Raw genomic sequence first — 15093 nt, 5'->3', positions numbered from 1 at the left:
TGTAAGGGTCTTTCGCACGAAAGCAGGCCTGCCTGCGGAAAACCACCTAGGTTTCGCCTTATTATTCATGTATTTCAAAGCATTAAATCATGTCATACTTTGGTCGCACGGGTCCACCACCTGCACCAAAAGGCCCGGCACCATCGGTTGCCGGGCCATGATCCATTCGTTTTCGCCCGTTTCACGCCGGGGCAAACAGCCCCGCATAATCCGTGCGCAGGATGTTCTTTTGCACCTTGCCCATCGTGTTGCGCGGCAACTCGTCGAGCACGATCAATTTCCGGGGATGCTTGAACCGTGCAAGGCTCTTGGCGGCCGCCACGGCAATCGCCTCCAGATCAAGCGCCGCCCCCTTTTGCGGCACGAGGAACCCAACCACCGTCTCGCCAAAATCGGGATGCGGCACGCCCACCACGGCGCTCTCCAAGACACCGGGCTGCTCATCCAGCAACAACTCGATTTCCTTGGGGTAGATATTGTACCCACCCGAAATGATCAGGTCCTTGTTGCGTCCGACGATCTGCACATAACCCTGATCGTCAATGAGCCCCAGATCGCCCGTGATGAAAAACCCGTTCTCACGCAACTCCTCAGCCGTCTTTTCGGGCATGTTCCAATAGCCCGCAAAGACATTCGGCCCCCGCACCTCGATGATGCCAATCTCTCCCTGCGGCACCTCGGCCCCCGTTTGCGGATCGGTGATTTTCAGTTCCACCCCCGGCAAGGGAAAGCCGACCGTGCCCGCCCGCCGCGCGCCCTCATAGGGGTTCGAGGTGTTCATATTGGTCTCGGTCATGCCGTAGCGCTCGAGGATGCGATGGCCAGTACGTTCTTCGAAGGCCACATGGGTTTCCGCCAACAGAGGCGCAGAGCCAGAGGTAAAGAGCCGCATATGCGCCACCAGATCACGGGTAAAACGCGGATCATCCAGAAGGCGCGTGTAGAATGTCGGCACTCCCATCATCGAGGTGGCGCGCGGCAATTGCGCGATCACCTGATCCTGATCGAATTTGGGCAGGAATATCATCGACCCGCCCGCCAAGAGGATGATGTTGGTCGCAACAAAGAGACCGTGAGTGTGAAAGATCGGCAGCGCATGCAAAAGCACGTCGTCAGCCGTAAACCGCCAATAGTCCACCAAGACCTCGGCGTTGGAGAGCAGATTGCGCTGTGTCAGCATCGCCCCCTTGGAGCGCCCTGTCGTGCCCGAGGTATAGAGAAACGCCGCCAGGTCATCCGGCCCGCGCGCGGTGGTCTCGAAATGCTCAGGCTGTTCTTTGGCCGCCTCCGGCAATGTGCCCGTGCCATCGGCGTTGAGCGTCATCAGCACCGCCCCGGCACGCTCCGCCACCCCCTGCAGCGCGCCCGCTTTCGCCTCGTCACACAACAGAATCTTGGCACCGCTATCACCCACGAAATAACCCACCTCATCGCCGGTATATCCCGTGTTGAGCGGCAGAAACACGATCCCCGCCTGCACACAGGCGGCATAGATCGCGAGCGCCTCGGGCGATTTCTCGACCTGCGCCGCCAGACGATCGCCGGGGGCAAGCCCTGCGCCGCGCAGCGCATGGGCATAGCGTGCCGTCAAACGCAGGAACGCGTCATAACTGACTACAGCGCCATCCGCCAAATGCAGGAAAGGCGCAGTTTGCCCGGCATGGCGTCCGAACAGGTTATCGTAGAGGGGATTGGCCATGGCTCTTGTCCTTCACTCTGTCTTTTTCGCGGCGGCGGCCAACGCTGTCACCTCGGCAGAGGCGGCAATCACGCCTGCCCCTGCAAATCGCTCGTGGTTCTGCGAAATCTGCGCGCGGTCGTAAAGGTAATTCACCATAACCCCGCCCGATTGTTTTTGACCATTGGGCGACAGGTCCGCACCGGCATGAATGGCGTGCACCGAGGCGCCGTTGCCCAGATGGAATCGCGCGACCGGATCATAGGGACCGCCGTCCGGGCGCTTGGCCTTGAGCAGATAGTGGGCCGTCACGGCGCGGCGGGTCTCTGCCTCTTCGGGCAGCACGGCACGGGTCTCGCTCAACCAGCGGGTCAACCCCGGAATCGGCGACAACGTGACAAAGGTCTTAAGCCCCGGCAGTTCCTGCGACAGGTCCGCCACCACCTGCTTGATCAGCGAGTTGCCAAAGGAAATTCCCGCCAGCCCGGACTGACAGTTGGAAATCGAATAGAAAACCGCCGTATCCGCCTCATGCGCGCCAATCACGGCCCGCTCTTCGGACAACACGTCATGAATCGCCCCCGGAATCCCCTGGCTCAGCGCCACCTCAACAAAAATCAGCGGCTCGTCTGGCATGGCAGGGTGGAAAAACCCGAAACAGCGGCGGTCTTTGGGTGCGAGCCGCCGACGCAGGTCGTCCCAGCTGTCAATGGCATGCACCGCCTCATACGCAATGATCTTTTCCAGCACATCGGCGGGCGATGACCAATTGATCGGGCGCAGCACCAGAAAACCGCGATTGAACCATGAGGCGAACAGATGTTTGAGGTCCAAGTCAACCACGGCCAGCGCCGGGTTGTCCCGCGCCAACCGCAAGAGATCGGCCCGCATCGCCACAAGCTGCGCCGTGGCCCCCGGCACCTGATTGAGGCGGCGCGCCAATTCCTGCCTTGGTGGCTCTGCTGCTGACATGAAGGCGCGATAGCTGGCCCGGTCCGGCCCTGCCTCAAATGCGTCCAGCGCGTTTCGCACGCTCTCGGGATCTACGCCCATGCCGTCGGTCAGAAACCTGAAAAAGCTCAGTTTCTCATCATCTTCCATCCCGGCATAACGATCCAGGATGAGCCGCGCCAGCGCCATTCCCGACACCTCGCCAGAACTACCCAAGAGGTCACGACACAGGTTCTCGATGCTACGGTTCTTGTGATCCGGCTCTGACGCGCCGCGATAGCGCCGCTCGAACACGGTCGCCAGCAGATCGGCCAGAACGCTCATCGTGTTGCTCCCATCACCGCATCCGGCAGCCACGTCGCCAGACCGGGAAAGAGACACAAGAGAACAATCGCCAACACCATGCAGCCCACATAGGGCAAAGAGCCATAGAGGATGGTCTTGAGCTTGATATCCGGCGCGATGGAGTTGATCACATAGAGGTTGAGGCCCACAGGCGGCGAAATCAGCCCGATTTCCATGTTGATCGTCAGCACTACGGCAAACCAGATCGGATCAAATCCCGCCGTCGTGATGATCGGCAACAAGATCGGTGCCGCCATCAGGATAACCGCCACAGGCGGCAGGAAAAAGCCAGCGACGAGAAGGAATACATTGACCGCTCCCATCAACACCCAACGGTTCACATCCAGCGTGCCGATCCATTCGGCGATGGATTGCGTGATAAAGAGCGACGACAGCATATAGGAGAACACCCCAGCCGCCGCGATGATGAAGAGGATCATCACGCTCTCGCGCGTGCTGTCGCGCAGCACCACCCAGAGAGCCACAGGCGACCACAGTTTGTAGATCACCATCGCAATCACGAGGCACAAGAGCGCGCCCACTGCCGCCGTTTCGGATGGCGTCGCGATCCCGCCATACATTGCATAGAGCACACCAAGGATGATGAAGAGAAACGGCAGGACGCGTGGCAGGATCTCGATCCGCTCGCGCCAGCTATAGCTGCGCCCCGTGAGCAGGTTGATATCCCCGGAGCGCCATGTGGAATAGAGTGACCACGCCATAAAGAGACCCACCAGCATCAGGCCCGGAATAACCCCGGCCAGAAACAGTCGCCCAATCGAGGTCTCGGTGGCGATACCGTAGACAATCATCGTCACTGAGGGCGGGATGAGAATCCCCAAGGTGCCCCCCGCCGCGATAGAGCCTGCGGCAACCGCATCGGGGTAGCCACGCTTACGCATCTCGGGGATGCCCATCTTGCCAATCGCGGCGCAGGTGGCGGGGCTTGACCCCGACATTGCCGAGAAAAGTGCGCAAGCTCCGAGGTTCGAGATCACCAAGCCGCCGGGCACGCGCGTCAGCCACCGCTCCAGCGCCTCGTAAAGGTCAGCACCCGCACGCGTCGAGGCAATAGAGGCCCCCATGATGATGAACATCGGGATCGACAGAAGGGCGAAATTGTCGAGCTTGCCAAAAAAGATTTCCGGCATGAGTTCAAGCGAGCGCATCCCGTCGAACACGATCAGGAACCCGCCCGAGACGATCAGCAGACCCAAGGCAACAGATACCCCGGAGAACAACACCATGATGGTCGCGACCGCGACAATCAGGCCAAGCAAAAGCGGGTCCATCAGACATCCTCCAGCCCAAAGGGCGCATCAATGTTCAAGAGCAGCGCCACGAGATCGGCAACCAGTTGCAAGAGAAAGAGGCCAAGGCCCACGGGGATGGCAAGATACGGGATCCACAGATCAATTGCCCAAACCGTGTCCGAGGTCCAACCGCGTGCCCAGGCGACATGCCAGAACTCAAAGCCGTACCAGAGCATGACTGCGACAATCGCGATGGACAGCGTAAGCGTCACCACTGCCAACCCTTTGCGCGCACGGCGAGGCACAGCCAGAGGGATCAGGTCCACGTTCACATGCCCCCGCAACCGCTGCACATACGACAGGCCCAGAAGCGTGGCCGCTATCATCAGATAAACCACTGCCTCCGTCTGCCAAACGGTCGTGCCGTTCAGTACGAACCGCACCCAAATCATCTGGCAGGTGATGACCACAGAGGCAACGATCATCGCCGCCGAGATCCACCCCGCCAGTGTAGAGAGCGCGGCAACCGCACGCAGAAAAGGGTTTTGTCCGGTGCGCGCAACGGCACCCGATGCATGGCCAGCCATGGTCTACCTCATGTCAGGGGGGAGGGCATGTAAGCGGCTGCCGCGCGCGACCTGCGCGGCAGCCCGAGGGGATCACTCGACGGCAAACGCCATGTCAAGCAGCGCCTGTCCGTCCGGCACGCTTTCAACGAATGCCTTATAGGAGGTTTCCTGCGCCAATGCGCGCCATGCGTCGAAATCCGCTTCGGTCATCTCTGCGATCTCGACACCAGCGTTGCGGAACACCTCGACCGACGCGGCATCCTCTTTCTTAGCTTCTTCCAGATAGAAGGCTTCGGCTTTTTCCGCCGCAGTCAGCAGAGCCGCTTGTTGCTCGGCACTCAACCCGTCAAAGGTAGATTTGTTCATCAAGAGCGGTTGATACATGAACCACAGCGCCACATCGCCGGCAGGGGTATAGCATTTCACCTGCTCGTAGATACGGAAAGACACGAAAGAAGAGGACGAGGTGTTGACCGCATCCAAAACGCCGGTCTGCATAGCGTTGTAAATCTCGGACGAGGCCATCGACGCAATGGACGCGCCTGCGCCGGCCAGCATTTGCTCAAACGCCTTGCCCGCGGCGCGGGTCTGCATACCTGCCACATCCTCGGGCTTGGTGATGCATTTGTCGGTGCTTGCAAAGCCACCAGCCAAATAGCCATGGACCAGAACCATCACGTCATCTTCGGCCATCTTGGCCTCGATCGCCTCCATAAAGGGGCTGTCGGACAGGCGCGCTGCGTGGTCATGGTTTTTGACGAGACCAGGCATCAGCGTAAGGTTATAGGCAGGCTGTTGCCCCCCGGCATAGCTGAGCGGCAGCACGGTCATGTCAAGCTGACCCCGGCTGAGCGGTGTGTATTGCTCGCGGGCCTTGAATAGCGATTGCGATCCGAAAATCTTGATGTCGAGATCGACACCGGCAGCGGCCACCTCGTCAGCCACGATCTGCGCCACCTTGTGCCGCACATCGCTGTTGGACCACTGATGCGACAGGCGCAGTTCGGTGGCAAAGGCTGCGCTGCTCAGCAGCATCATCCCGGCAGCAGCAGCCGCCGTGAAAGTCATCTTGTTCATATCTTCCTCCCATTCTGCCCGAACGTGTGGCCCGGACCGTACCAAGAGTGTTTGGTGTTTTGAATTCAGAGTCAAGATTTTTGTATACAAGATTTTCCCACTTGCGCACAAACCCTGCCCTCGCTACGATTTTTTCATGGAGATACGCCGCGCAGACATGATCGCCGATACACTGGAAGAGCTGGTCTTTACTGGCGATTTCAGCGATGGCGACCGGCTGGATGAAATCCGCCTCGCCAGGCAATTCAATGTCTCGCGCACTCCGATTCGTGAGGCATTGCAACGGCTTGTGGCCTCAGGTCTGGCCGTGCAAATCCCACGTCGCGGGGTTTTCATCCGCCAGCCTGGCCTTGTCGAACTGATGGAAATGTTCGAGACCATGGCCGAAATCGAGGGAGTTTGCGGCCGCCTCGCCGCGCACCGCATCTCGGAAGAGGCTCTCGCCGATCTCGACACCGCCAACGCCCGCTGCACGGAGGCCATCGCGGCAGACGATGCCGACGGATACTACCGCGAGAATGAGCGGTTTCACCACATGATCTATCGTCACGCGGGCAACGGCTTTCTCGAACAAGAGGCGCTGCGCCTGCACCGCCGCCTGAAACCGTTTCGTCGGATGCAATTGCGCCTGCGCGGGCGCATGGCACAATCCATGGCCGAACACGAGGCGGTCGTCACCGCCCTGCGCGCCGGAGAGGCAGAGCGCGCCGCCGAGGTGTTGCGCGGTCATGTCGCCATTCAAGGCGAGAAATTCCATCTCCTGATGGCAAGCCTCCGCCGCGCTGCGGAATGACATCACCCCCGCTGGACAGCGCCCGCGCGCGCCATTAGGTAAGCGCAATGGCCAAGGCAAAGGAAAATCCGAATTACAAGGTGATCGCCGAGAACCGGCGTGCGCGGTATGATTATGCAATCGAGGACGATCTCGAATGTGGCATCATCCTCGAAGGCTCCGAGGTGAAATCGCTGCGCGTCAACAGTGCCAATATCGCTGAGAGCTATGCCATGGTCGAGAATGGCGAACTCTGGCTCGTCAATTCCTACATCGCTCCTTATGAGCAGGCCAAGACCTTTGGCCACGAGGAAAAACGGCGGCGCAAACTGCTTGTGTCCAAAAAAGAGCTCTCCCGCCTCTGGAGCGAGACCCAGCGCAAGGGCATGACGCTGGTGCCCCTCGTGCTCTATTTCAACCATCGCGGCATCGCCAAGCTCAAGATTGGCATCGCCAAGGGCAAGAAGAACCACGACAAGCGCGAAACCGAGGCCAAGCGCGATTGGGCCCGGCAGAAACAGCGCCTGCTCAAGGATCACGGCTAGGGCAAGGGAGCGGCGGATGGAATTGCTGATCGCCCTTCTGACCGGCGCCACGGCGGCGATGATCGCCGCGTCAATTTGGCTCTCGCCGCGTCTGGGGTGGCTCATTCATGCGGGCCTGGGCGCGTTCGGTGGCGCTGTTAGCATCTATCTCCTGAACATCGTCCCGGCCACAGGCGGTGACGTGGCCTATCTGATCCGGCTCGTCGCCGTCGCCGGCGCGAGCGGCACCGTCACACTTTGGGCCATTGGGGCCATCGCCCGCCTGTTGCGCAGATAACCGCGCTTATGCTGCGCGGTCTTGCCCTTTTGCCCCTCAGACTGTAGGCAGAAATCGTTTGAACCGGGGGGCAAATGGCCATGGACGATCCTAAAACGCTTGTTTCCACCGATTGGCTGGCGGCCCATTTCAAGGACCCAGACCTGCGTATTCTCGACGGCACCATGTTCATGGCCTCTGAGGGGCGCAGTGGGCAAGCGGAATACGACGCGGCGCATATCCCCGGCGCGCGTTTTTTTGACATTGACGACATCAGCGATGCACGCTCGGACTTGCCCCACATGGCCCCGCCGGTCGAAAAATTCATGTCCAAACTGCGCGCCATGGGCGTGGGTGACGGGCATCAGGTGGTGGTCTATGACGCCAAGGGGCTGTTTTCCGCGGCCCGCGTCTGGTGGCTGTTCCGGCTGATGGGCCAGGAGAATATCGCCGTGCTCGATGGCGGTTTTCCGAAATGGCAGGCCGAAGGTCGCCCAATCGAGGATATGCCGCCCGTCATTCGCGACCGCCACATGACCGTGCGCCGCCAGAACCAGATGGTCAAGGACGTGACCCAGGTCGCCGCCGCAGCCAAGCTGGGCGACTACGAAATTCTCGATGCCCGCTCTGCCGCCCGCTTTCGCGGCGAAGCCCCCGAGCCCCGCGCCGGTCTGCGCGCCGGCCACATCCCCGGCTCCAAGAACGTGCCCTATACGGACCTCTTGAACGCCGACATGACCATGAAAGACCCCGACGCCCTGCGCGCGGTCTTTGCCGCCGCCGGGGTGGACATGACCAAGCCGGTCATCACCTCCTGCGGCTCTGGCGTGACCGCCGCCATCATCAATCTGGCGCTGGAGCGGATCGGCAAGACCGACCATGCGCTGTATGACGGGTCCTGGACCGAATGGGGCGCGTTCCCCACCCTGCCTGTCGCCACTGGAGAAGCCTGATGTTTGACGCACTGAAAGAAAAACCCGCCGACAAGATTCTGGCCCTCGGTCAGGCGTTCCGCGAGGACCCGCGCGAGACCAAGATCGACCTTGGAGTCGGCGTCTACAAAACTCCCGAGGGCGTGACCCCGGTCATGCGCGCGGTCAAGTCCGCCGAGAAACAGCTTTGGGAGTCCGAGACCACCAAGGCCTATACTGCCCTCGCCGGGGATCCGGCCTTTGCAGACGCGATGATTACGCTCGTTCTGGGTGACGCGGTCGCGCGCGATCAGGTTTCTGCCATTGCCACGCCGGGCGGTACCGGTGCCGTGCGTCAGGCCTTTGATCTCATCAAGATGGCCAGCCCCGGTGCCCGCGTCTTTGTCTCTGATCCGACATGGCCCAACCACCTGAGCATCCTTGCCCATATGGGCATCGAGGTGGTGATGTATCGCTATTTCGACCCTGAAACCGTGGGCGTCGATTTCACCGGCATGATGGCCGATCTCGACGGTCTGCGCGCGGGCGATGTGGTGCTCTTGCACGGCTGCTGTCACAACCCTACCGGCGCCAATCTCAACATGACCGAGTGGCGGGCCGTGGTGGATCTGCTCAATGCGCGCGGCGCGCTGCCGATGATCGACATCGCCTATCAGGGTTTCGGTGACGGGCTCGAGGCTGATGCCGCCGCGGTGCGGTTCGTGGCGGAAAACTGCCCCGAGATGCTGATTGCGGCCAGCTGCTCCAAGAATTTCGGCATCTACCGCGAGCGCACCGGAATCCTGATGGCCGTGGCGCAGGACCGCGCCTTGCAAAAAGTTACCCAAGGCAATCTCGCCTATCTCAATCGCCAGAACTATTCCTTCCCGCCCGATCACGGTGCGCGACTGGTGACAATGGTGCTGACCGATCCCGCCCTGCGTGCCGACTGGCAGTCAGAGCTTGAGGAGGTGCGCCTCGGCATGCTCAAGCTGCGCGAATCCCTTGCGGCAGAGTTGCAGCGCCTCTCGGGTTCGGATCGCTTCGGCTTTATCGCCCAGCATCGCGGAATGTTCTCGCGCCTTGGGGCCACACCCGAACAGGTCGAGCGCCTGCGCGCCGATCACGCGATCTACATGATCGGCGACAGCCGCATCAATATCGCGGGACTCAACGCGAAGACGGTGCCGATCTTGGCCAAGGCGATGATCGAGGTGGGCGTCTAGGGCGCCCCCTCCACCCAAAGTCGCATAGCGCCCCACCCTGACGCGGCATAACATCGCCGCATGAAACGGGCACTTTTCCTCTGGCTACTGGCCGGGTTGCTGTCGGCCTCCGCCGCCACGGCGCAGGGGCTTGTGCCGTTGCGCGAAGGGGCGCGCGTCGCCTTTCTCGGGATCACCTTCATCGACACATCGACCGAAGGGGCCTATAACCCTGTGCGTTCCGATGAGACCGCGCGACTGGCGCTTGTGCGCGATTATGTCGAGGCCCGCTTTACCGAGGATGGGTTTGTCCTGATCGACCTCGCGCCGATTTCCACTGACCTTGCCGCCGTAACCAACCCTGCCGATTGTTACGGCTGCGAAACCCGCCTCGCTGCGCGGCTGAATGCCGATTACGTGCTGGTGGGCGAGGTGCAAAAGGTTTCGAACTTGATCCTGTCGATGAACCTCGTGCTGCGCGCCGTACCCAGCGGCGAGGTGGTGCGCGCCCGCGCGGTCGATATCCGCTCCAACACCGATGATTCCTGGCTGCGCGGCATGCGCTATATCTTCAAGACCCATATTTTTGCGGAGGGATGACATGAAACATCTGGCCCCGGCCCTTGCGGCGCTGCTGCTCTCTGGCCCCGCACTGGCGCAGTCCGCTTGGCCCGACATTCAACACGCTCTCTACGGCGACGCGCCCCTCATCGCGCAAAGCGCGCATGTCACGCTTGATGCGCCCTACCGCGCCACGGATGATGCACGCACTGTGTTGGGCGGGCATGTGGTCGCCCCGCCGGGGCAGAAGATCACCAACGTGACGCTTGTGATCGACGAGAACCCCGCCCCAGTGGCCGCCGAATTCCATCTGGCGGAACCGCAGGACGAATTCGCCTTTTCCCTCACCGCCCGTCTCAACGGCCAAACGCCGCTGCACCTCGTCGCCCTCACCGACACAGGCGAGCGACACGTGGCCGAGGCGTTCCTCAAAACCTCGGGCCAGGGTGCCTGCGCCGCGCCACCGGGTACCGATCCCATCGCGGCCCTAGCCACCTTGGGCAAGATGGAACTGGCGTTTCTGCCCGACCTCGCCGCCCCCAGCAAGAGCGTGAACACCCGTCTTGCGGCGCTTTCGGGCAAGGTTCACGCGCTTGATGTAGATATCAGCCATCCCAGCCATTCCGGTTTGGCGATGGATCAGATCACCCTGCTGTTCACGCCGATGCGCGTTGTGGATGAAATCGCGATCACGCTCGACGATCGCCCCTACCTCACCATGACGGGCAGTATTTCCCTCTCTGAGAACCCGCGCGTGCGGGTCTCGATCCCGACTGGCACCACGACAGCAGCGGTCGGCCTGCGCGATACCGACGGCACCAGGACGAGCGCCCGCACCAGCCTTGCGGCGTATTGAGAGAGAGCTGATTAAGGTTGGGCCTGAAATGGCCATCGGACTCAAGCAATAAGCCGCGCGTAGGAGCACCAAGCCAAGGTTCCCTTCAGGCCAATTGAGGCCCCTACGTCCCCGGCTCCCCCGGTCTCGCCTGCACCCGTTCCAGCGGATAGCCTTCAAAATCCCAGCCATCGGTACCCTCTGGAAACCAGTAAACTTCGGAATATCCCATCTCCAGCGCCCGCTTGGCCGCGTTCCACGACATCCAGCAGTCCTCCAGGCAGAAGAATAACACTGGATGGTCCGGATCGCCCCCTGTCACCTCTGTCAGGCCCTCTCGCAGATACGCCTCCGTTTCGGGCGCGATCCGCTCATAGCCGGTATTGGGCAGCCAGACTGCACCCGGAATGGACAAGCGCAGCTTGTCACGCCAGATCGTGCCCGCAGGCAGGTTCGCAGGCTTGGGCGGGCGCGGGAGCACGTCGACAAAAGCCACCTCTCCCCCCTGCCAGAGGTCATGCGCAGCGCCGGCATCGACCACAACTGCCCCCGCCAATGTCTTGGGCACCGGCGCGCGGTAGGGCTCGCCGCGATAGCCCTCGGGCTCTGCCACGCCCTGCGCCGCCACCGGTCCAGTCAGCAGCATCAGCACGGCCAGAGCTGCGCGGATCATTGCAAGAGCACCTTGGCCTCTGTGCCCATGTCATTGAGCAGCGGCACCCCTGCCTCGACCAGGATTGCGTCAATCCCCGCCTGATTGCGCCGAATGAGCGAATTCAGCTGTCGCTTCCACTGATCCTCGCCCAGACGCACCCCCATGGTGATCCGATAGAACATCTTGGGCGCCCCCGCTTCCTGCATCAGCGGCACCACCTTCAAACTGGGATGCTCGCGCTTGACCAACGGGCCGCCGATGGGCCCCCAGAGCACGGCGGCGTCAATCTCTCCGGCCTCAAGATCCCGCAGCATATCCTGCGCGGGCGACTGCACGCGTCGATCCACGAACAGAGGATAGGCGCGCGCCTTGGCCATCAGCCCGTTGCGCGCCATATGCGTGCCCGGCGGACTACCCGCGATGATTCCCACCACCTTGCCTTTGAGGCGCGGATCCGCCAGCGTCACCACATCCGACAATTCGCCCGCCTGCGGTAGGATGAGCGTATAGGCCGAGACCATGTAATGATTGGTGTTTTGCACCAGCTCATGCCCCTGCGCAAAACCGATGATTACGTCACACCGCTTTTCGCCCAAGGTCCGGCGCACGAAACCCGTCGCCATCGGAAACCAAGTATATTCAACCGGTCGCTCCAACGCAGCGGCCAGAAGATCGGCGATCTTGTTCTCGAACCCGGTTTCCGCCTCGGTCGACATCGGATCATTGGCCGGATCGGCACAGACCCGCAGCGCCGATTGCGAAACCAACTCCGCCATCTGCGCGCCCGCAGCCCCTGGCAACAGAGCCGCGATAAACGCCAGTGCCTTAACCCATGCAGGCATCTTCATCCGCCTGTATACCCTCTGACTTGGCCTCTTTCTTGGCCGGGCGGCCACGCTCGACCACACCCAGACCGCGCGCCTTGAGATAGACGTAGATGTCATCGAGGTAGCACATCACATTTGGATTGGTGCCAAAGGACGGCATTACCGAATTTTCCGACGCATTCACCTTTTGCCGCCCCTCGGCCACGACCCCGTAAAAGTCGTAGTAATCCATCTTCACAGCCGAATTCTTGAGCGCCGGCGCGTAGGTCGAGCCTTCGCCATCCGGGCCGTGACAGACATGGCATTCCGCGTGATAGCGCCGAAACCCGGAGAATGTACGCCAATCCACCGTGCCATCCTCGGCCACGTTAAAGGTCGGAATATCATCGGCGGTGAAATAGCGCCCCTCCTGTTCGTAGGAGGCGGCGAACTTTGGATCATCGGGCGACGGGGCCTCTTCGCCGAGGACCGGTAGCGCAACAAGCGCCAGAGATGCGGCCAGACCGGCGGACAAGAGGCGGCGGGACGTCAACATTCGTAGCTCCTTCTGGGTTCTTAGGTTCGGCGGCGCGGCACATCTAGGGGCCGCGCCGCCAGTCAGTTGGTCGGATTCGCGATCAATCCGGCAGTTTGAAGACAGTGAGTTGACCACCAAGTGCAGTATAGTCGCTCAGCGCCGCATAGCCGCCCACGGCCCCCAGGCCGGCATTCGGATCGGTCAGACCAGCCGCAAGGCCAATCCCGGCCCAGCCGCCGATACCCGACAGGATACCGACATATTGCTTGCCACCATGCTCATAGGTCATCACGTTGCCGATGATACCCGATGGCGTCTTGAAGCTGTAAAGCTCGTCGCCGGTCGAGGCATCAATCGCCTTGAGATAGCCCTCAAGCGTGCCATAGAACACCACATCGCCCGCCGTGGCCAGAGCACCTGACCAGACCGAGAACTGCTCGGGGATCGACCACTTGATCTTGCCCTCGATATTGTCCCAGGCGATGAAATTGCCCATGCCGCCATGGCTGCCCGGTGCGGGATACATCGCCAGCGTGGCACCCACATAGGGCTGACCGGCGGTATAGCTCACACGGAACGGTTCGTAATCCATGCAGACGTGGTTGGTGGGGATATAGAACAGCCCGGTCTTGGGGCTGAATGCCGAGGGCTGTTGGTCTTTGGTGCCAAGTGCCGCCGGGCAGATACCGGTCGAGTTCACATCCTCGCCATTCTGCTCGGTCGAATACTGCGCCACCACAGCCGGGCGGCCGTAGGTCTCGGAGGCCGGGTCCATATCCACGCCCGTGGTCCAGTTCACCGCTGGGTCGAACTTCTCGGCCACCAGCAATTCGCCGGTCTCGCGGTCCAGCGTATAGGCCAGACCGTTGCGGTCCGGGTGGGTCAAGAGCTTGCGCATCTGACCGTTCACCTCTTGATCCGTCAGGATCATTTCGTTGACGCCGTCATAATCCCACTCGTCATGCGGGGTCATCTGATAGAGCCATTTGGCCATCCCGTCATCGGGATCACGCGCCATGATGGTCATGGACCAGCGGTTATCGCCGGGACGCTGCGCCGGGTTCCAGGTCGAAGGGTTGCCAGTGCCGTAATAGAAGAGGTCCAGCTCCGGGTCATAGGAATACCAGCCCCAGGTTGCGCCACCGCCGATCTTCCACTGATCGCCTTCCCAAGTGTTGGTGCCCGAATCCGGCCCCACCGGCTTGCCCAGATGGGTGGTGTTCTCCGGATCGATCAGCGTGTCGCTGTCCGGCCCCATCGAATAGGCTCGCCAGACAAGTTCGCCAGTGTTCATGTCATAGGCGGTCGTGTGGCCGCGCACACCGAATTCACCACCCGAGATGCCAACGATCACCTTGTCCTTGACCGGCAGCACCGTCGCGGTGTTGGTCTCGCCAATCGAGGGGTCGCCATTCACGGCCGTCCACTTAACCTCGCCGGTCTTTGCATCCAATGCCACCACGGTGGTATCCGCCTGATGCAAGAAAATCTTGCCGTCGGCATAGGCCACGCCTCGGTTGACCGTATCGCAGCACATGACAGGGATCACGTTGGGGTCCTGCTTGGGCTCGTATTTCCAGATGATCTTGCCGTTGTCGTTCAGGTCGAGCGCATAGACGATATTCGGAAAGGGCGTGTGGACATACATGATGTCCCCGATCACCAGCGGCGAGCCTTCATGCCCGCGCAGCACGCCGGTGGAAAATGTCCAAGCGACCTGCAACTTGCCCACGTTGTCCTTGTTGATCTGCTCCAACTCGGAATAGCGTGTGTTGGCGTAGTCGCCGGTCTGGATCGCCCATTGCGTTGGATCGTCAATCAGCGCTTGAAGATCGCTGTTGGCCGTGGCCATGCCGGATGCGCCGACAAAGAACGCCGCCGACATCAAGAGTGATTTCTTCATTTTGTCCTCCCTGGATAAAACTTTGTCGTCTGTCTGTTGCCCCGCATCGCCCTCCTCTGCGATGGAACCGGGGCACATTTCTTGGGTTGCAGCCCCTCTTCGGGGCCGCGCTCAGTAGACCACCACGCTGCGGATGCTTTCGCCGGAGTGCATGAGGTCGAAGCCCTTGTTGATGTCCTCGAGCGGCATGGTGTGGGTGATCATCGGGTCGATCTCGATCTTGCCCTGCATGT

At 61.2% G+C, this 15093-nt stretch carries 16 protein-coding genes and 1 pseudogene; 7 read left to right on the top strand and 10 right to left on the bottom strand.

Annotated features, from left to right (window positions below):
• Positions 1 to 181: 181 nt before the first annotated feature.
• The 5 genes from AACZ65_RS15405 to dctP all read right to left on the bottom strand — a co-directional run bounded on the left by AACZ65_RS15405 (position 182) and on the right by dctP (position 5873).
• Positions 182 to 1699 (bottom strand): malonyl-CoA synthase, encoded by a 1518-nt coding sequence (locus tag AACZ65_RS15405; RefSeq protein ID WP_339672304.1) that lies wholly within the window; start codon positions 1697 to 1699, stop codon positions 182 to 184.
• 12 nt (positions 1700 to 1711) lie between these two features.
• Positions 1712 to 2953: a malonyl-CoA decarboxylase gene (locus AACZ65_RS15400; protein WP_339672302.1), complete on the bottom strand. Its 1242-nt coding sequence runs from the start codon at positions 2951 to 2953 to the stop codon at positions 1712 to 1714.
• Positions 2950 to 4266 carry a TRAP transporter large permease gene (locus tag AACZ65_RS15395; protein WP_037273115.1) on the bottom strand — a complete coding sequence of 439 codons (1317 nt, stop codon included), beginning with the start codon at positions 4264 to 4266 and terminating at the stop codon, positions 2950 to 2952. The genes AACZ65_RS15400 and AACZ65_RS15395 overlap by 4 nt, the downstream gene beginning before the upstream one ends.
• Positions 4266 to 4814: a TRAP transporter small permease gene (locus AACZ65_RS15390; RefSeq protein WP_037273113.1), complete on the bottom strand. Its 549-nt coding sequence runs from the start codon at positions 4812 to 4814 to the stop codon at positions 4266 to 4268. Before AACZ65_RS15390 ends, AACZ65_RS15395 begins: the two co-directional genes overlap by 1 nt.
• Before the next feature lie 72 nt (positions 4815 to 4886).
• On the bottom strand, positions 4887 to 5873 hold the full coding sequence (gene dctP, locus AACZ65_RS15385; RefSeq protein WP_037273111.1) for a TRAP transporter substrate-binding protein DctP: 987 nt from the start codon (positions 5871 to 5873) through the stop codon (positions 4887 to 4889).
• Positions 5874 to 6009: 136 nt separating this feature from the next.
• On the opposite strand from dctP, the gene AACZ65_RS15380 reads away from it, so the two are divergent.
• From AACZ65_RS15380 to AACZ65_RS15350, 7 genes are all read left to right on the top strand, one after another.
• Entirely contained in the window at positions 6010 to 6666 is a 657-nt protein-coding gene (locus AACZ65_RS15380; RefSeq protein ID WP_339672298.1) for a GntR family transcriptional regulator, read from the top strand.
• Positions 6667 to 6713: 47 nt separating this feature from the next.
• Positions 6714 to 7190 carry an SsrA-binding protein SmpB gene (gene smpB / locus AACZ65_RS15375; RefSeq protein ID WP_297538628.1) on the top strand — a complete coding sequence of 159 codons (477 nt, stop codon included), beginning with the start codon at positions 6714 to 6716 and terminating at the stop codon, positions 7188 to 7190.
• Between the two features lie 16 nt (positions 7191 to 7206).
• Positions 7207 to 7467: an SsrA-binding protein gene (locus tag AACZ65_RS15370; protein ID WP_339672294.1), complete on the top strand. Its 261-nt coding sequence runs from the start codon at positions 7207 to 7209 to the stop codon at positions 7465 to 7467.
• 80 nt (positions 7468 to 7547) lie between these two features.
• Complete coding sequence (gene sseA, locus AACZ65_RS15365; protein WP_339672292.1) at positions 7548 to 8399, top strand: 3-mercaptopyruvate sulfurtransferase; 852 nt, start codon at positions 7548 to 7550, stop codon at positions 8397 to 8399.
• Entirely contained in the window at positions 8399 to 9583 is a 1185-nt protein-coding gene (locus AACZ65_RS15360; RefSeq protein WP_339672290.1) for an amino acid aminotransferase, read from the top strand. Before sseA ends, AACZ65_RS15360 begins: the two co-directional genes overlap by 1 nt.
• A 60-nt stretch (positions 9584 to 9643) precedes the next feature.
• Positions 9644 to 10162 (top strand): DUF3280 domain-containing protein, encoded by a 519-nt coding sequence (locus tag AACZ65_RS15355; protein ID WP_339672288.1) that lies wholly within the window; start codon positions 9644 to 9646, stop codon positions 10160 to 10162.
• Position 10163: 1 nt separating this feature from the next.
• Positions 10164 to 10979: a quinoprotein dehydrogenase-associated SoxYZ-like carrier gene (locus AACZ65_RS15350; RefSeq protein ID WP_339672286.1), complete on the top strand. Its 816-nt coding sequence runs from the start codon at positions 10164 to 10166 to the stop codon at positions 10977 to 10979.
• A gap of 103 nt (positions 10980 to 11082) precedes the next feature.
• Here the strand turns inward: AACZ65_RS15350 and AACZ65_RS15345 are convergent, their stop codons facing one another.
• The 5 genes and pseudogenes from AACZ65_RS15345 to AACZ65_RS15325 form a co-directional block, all read right to left on the bottom strand.
• Entirely contained in the window at positions 11083 to 11631 is a 549-nt protein-coding gene (locus AACZ65_RS15345) for a PQQ-dependent catabolism-associated CXXCW motif protein (RefSeq protein ID WP_339672284.1), read from the bottom strand.
• A complete protein-coding gene (locus tag AACZ65_RS15340; RefSeq protein ID WP_339672282.1) occupies positions 11628 to 12455 on the bottom strand; it encodes a substrate-binding domain-containing protein in 828 nt (275 codons plus the stop codon). The genes AACZ65_RS15345 and AACZ65_RS15340 overlap by 4 nt, the downstream gene beginning before the upstream one ends.
• On the bottom strand, positions 12439 to 12975 hold the full coding sequence (locus AACZ65_RS15335) for a c-type cytochrome, methanol metabolism-related (RefSeq protein WP_037273093.1): 537 nt from the start codon (positions 12973 to 12975) through the stop codon (positions 12439 to 12441). The genes AACZ65_RS15340 and AACZ65_RS15335 overlap by 17 nt, the downstream gene beginning before the upstream one ends.
• An 82-nt stretch (positions 12976 to 13057) precedes the next feature.
• Entirely contained in the window at positions 13058 to 14860 is a 1803-nt protein-coding gene (xoxF5, locus tag AACZ65_RS15330) for a lanthanide-dependent methanol dehydrogenase XoxF5 (RefSeq protein WP_037273091.1), read from the bottom strand.
• Between the two features lie 111 nt (positions 14861 to 14971).
• Positions 14972 to 15093 (bottom strand): annotated as a pseudogene (locus AACZ65_RS15325) (S-(hydroxymethyl)glutathione dehydrogenase); the annotation flags it as partial.

The sequence above is a fragment of the uncultured Roseovarius sp. genome, assembly GCF_963972555.1.
GTDB classification, from domain to species: domain Bacteria; phylum Pseudomonadota; class Alphaproteobacteria; order Rhodobacterales; family Rhodobacteraceae; genus Roseovarius; species Roseovarius mucosus.
Note: the sequence above shows the minus strand (reverse complement) of the source record. Positions and strands in the feature narration are given on the sequence as shown.

Bases quoted from the DNA above. Each gene is read 5' to 3' on its own strand.
- xoxF5 (WP_037273091.1), bottom strand. From the start codon at position 14,860: ATGAAGAAATCACTCTTGATGTCGGCGGCGTTCTTTGTCGGCGCATCC.
- AACZ65_RS15380 (WP_339672298.1), top strand. From the start codon at position 6,010: ATGGAGATACGCCGCGCAGACATGATCGCCGATACACTGGAAGAGCTG.
- smpB (WP_297538628.1), top strand. From the start codon at position 6,714: ATGGCCAAGGCAAAGGAAAATCCGAATTACAAGGTGATCGCCGAGAAC.
- AACZ65_RS15370 (WP_339672294.1), top strand. From the start codon at position 7,207: ATGGAATTGCTGATCGCCCTTCTGACCGGCGCCACGGCGGCGATGATC.
- AACZ65_RS15345 (WP_339672284.1), bottom strand. From the start codon at position 11,631: ATGATCCGCGCAGCTCTGGCCGTGCTGATGCTGCTGACTGGACCGGTG.
- AACZ65_RS15395 (WP_037273115.1), bottom strand. From the start codon at position 4,266: ATGGACCCGCTTTTGCTTGGCCTGATTGTCGCGGTCGCGACCATCATG.
- dctP (WP_037273111.1), bottom strand. From the start codon at position 5,873: ATGAACAAGATGACTTTCACGGCGGCTGCTGCTGCCGGGATGATGCTG.
- sseA (WP_339672292.1), top strand. From the start codon at position 7,548: ATGGACGATCCTAAAACGCTTGTTTCCACCGATTGGCTGGCGGCCCAT.
- AACZ65_RS15360 (WP_339672290.1), top strand. From the start codon at position 8,399: ATGTTTGACGCACTGAAAGAAAAACCCGCCGACAAGATTCTGGCCCTC.
- AACZ65_RS15355 (WP_339672288.1), top strand. From the start codon at position 9,644: ATGAAACGGGCACTTTTCCTCTGGCTACTGGCCGGGTTGCTGTCGGCC.
- AACZ65_RS15400 (WP_339672302.1), bottom strand. From the start codon at position 2,953: ATGAGCGTTCTGGCCGATCTGCTGGCGACCGTGTTCGAGCGGCGCTAT.
- AACZ65_RS15340 (WP_339672282.1), bottom strand. From the start codon at position 12,455: ATGCCTGCATGGGTTAAGGCACTGGCGTTTATCGCGGCTCTGTTGCCA.
- AACZ65_RS15390 (WP_037273113.1), bottom strand. From the start codon at position 4,814: ATGGCTGGCCATGCATCGGGTGCCGTTGCGCGCACCGGACAAAACCCT.
- AACZ65_RS15335 (WP_037273093.1), bottom strand. From the start codon at position 12,975: ATGTTGACGTCCCGCCGCCTCTTGTCCGCCGGTCTGGCCGCATCTCTG.
- AACZ65_RS15405 (WP_339672304.1), bottom strand. From the start codon at position 1,699: ATGGCCAATCCCCTCTACGATAACCTGTTCGGACGCCATGCCGGGCAA.
- AACZ65_RS15350 (WP_339672286.1), top strand. From the start codon at position 10,164: ATGAAACATCTGGCCCCGGCCCTTGCGGCGCTGCTGCTCTCTGGCCCC.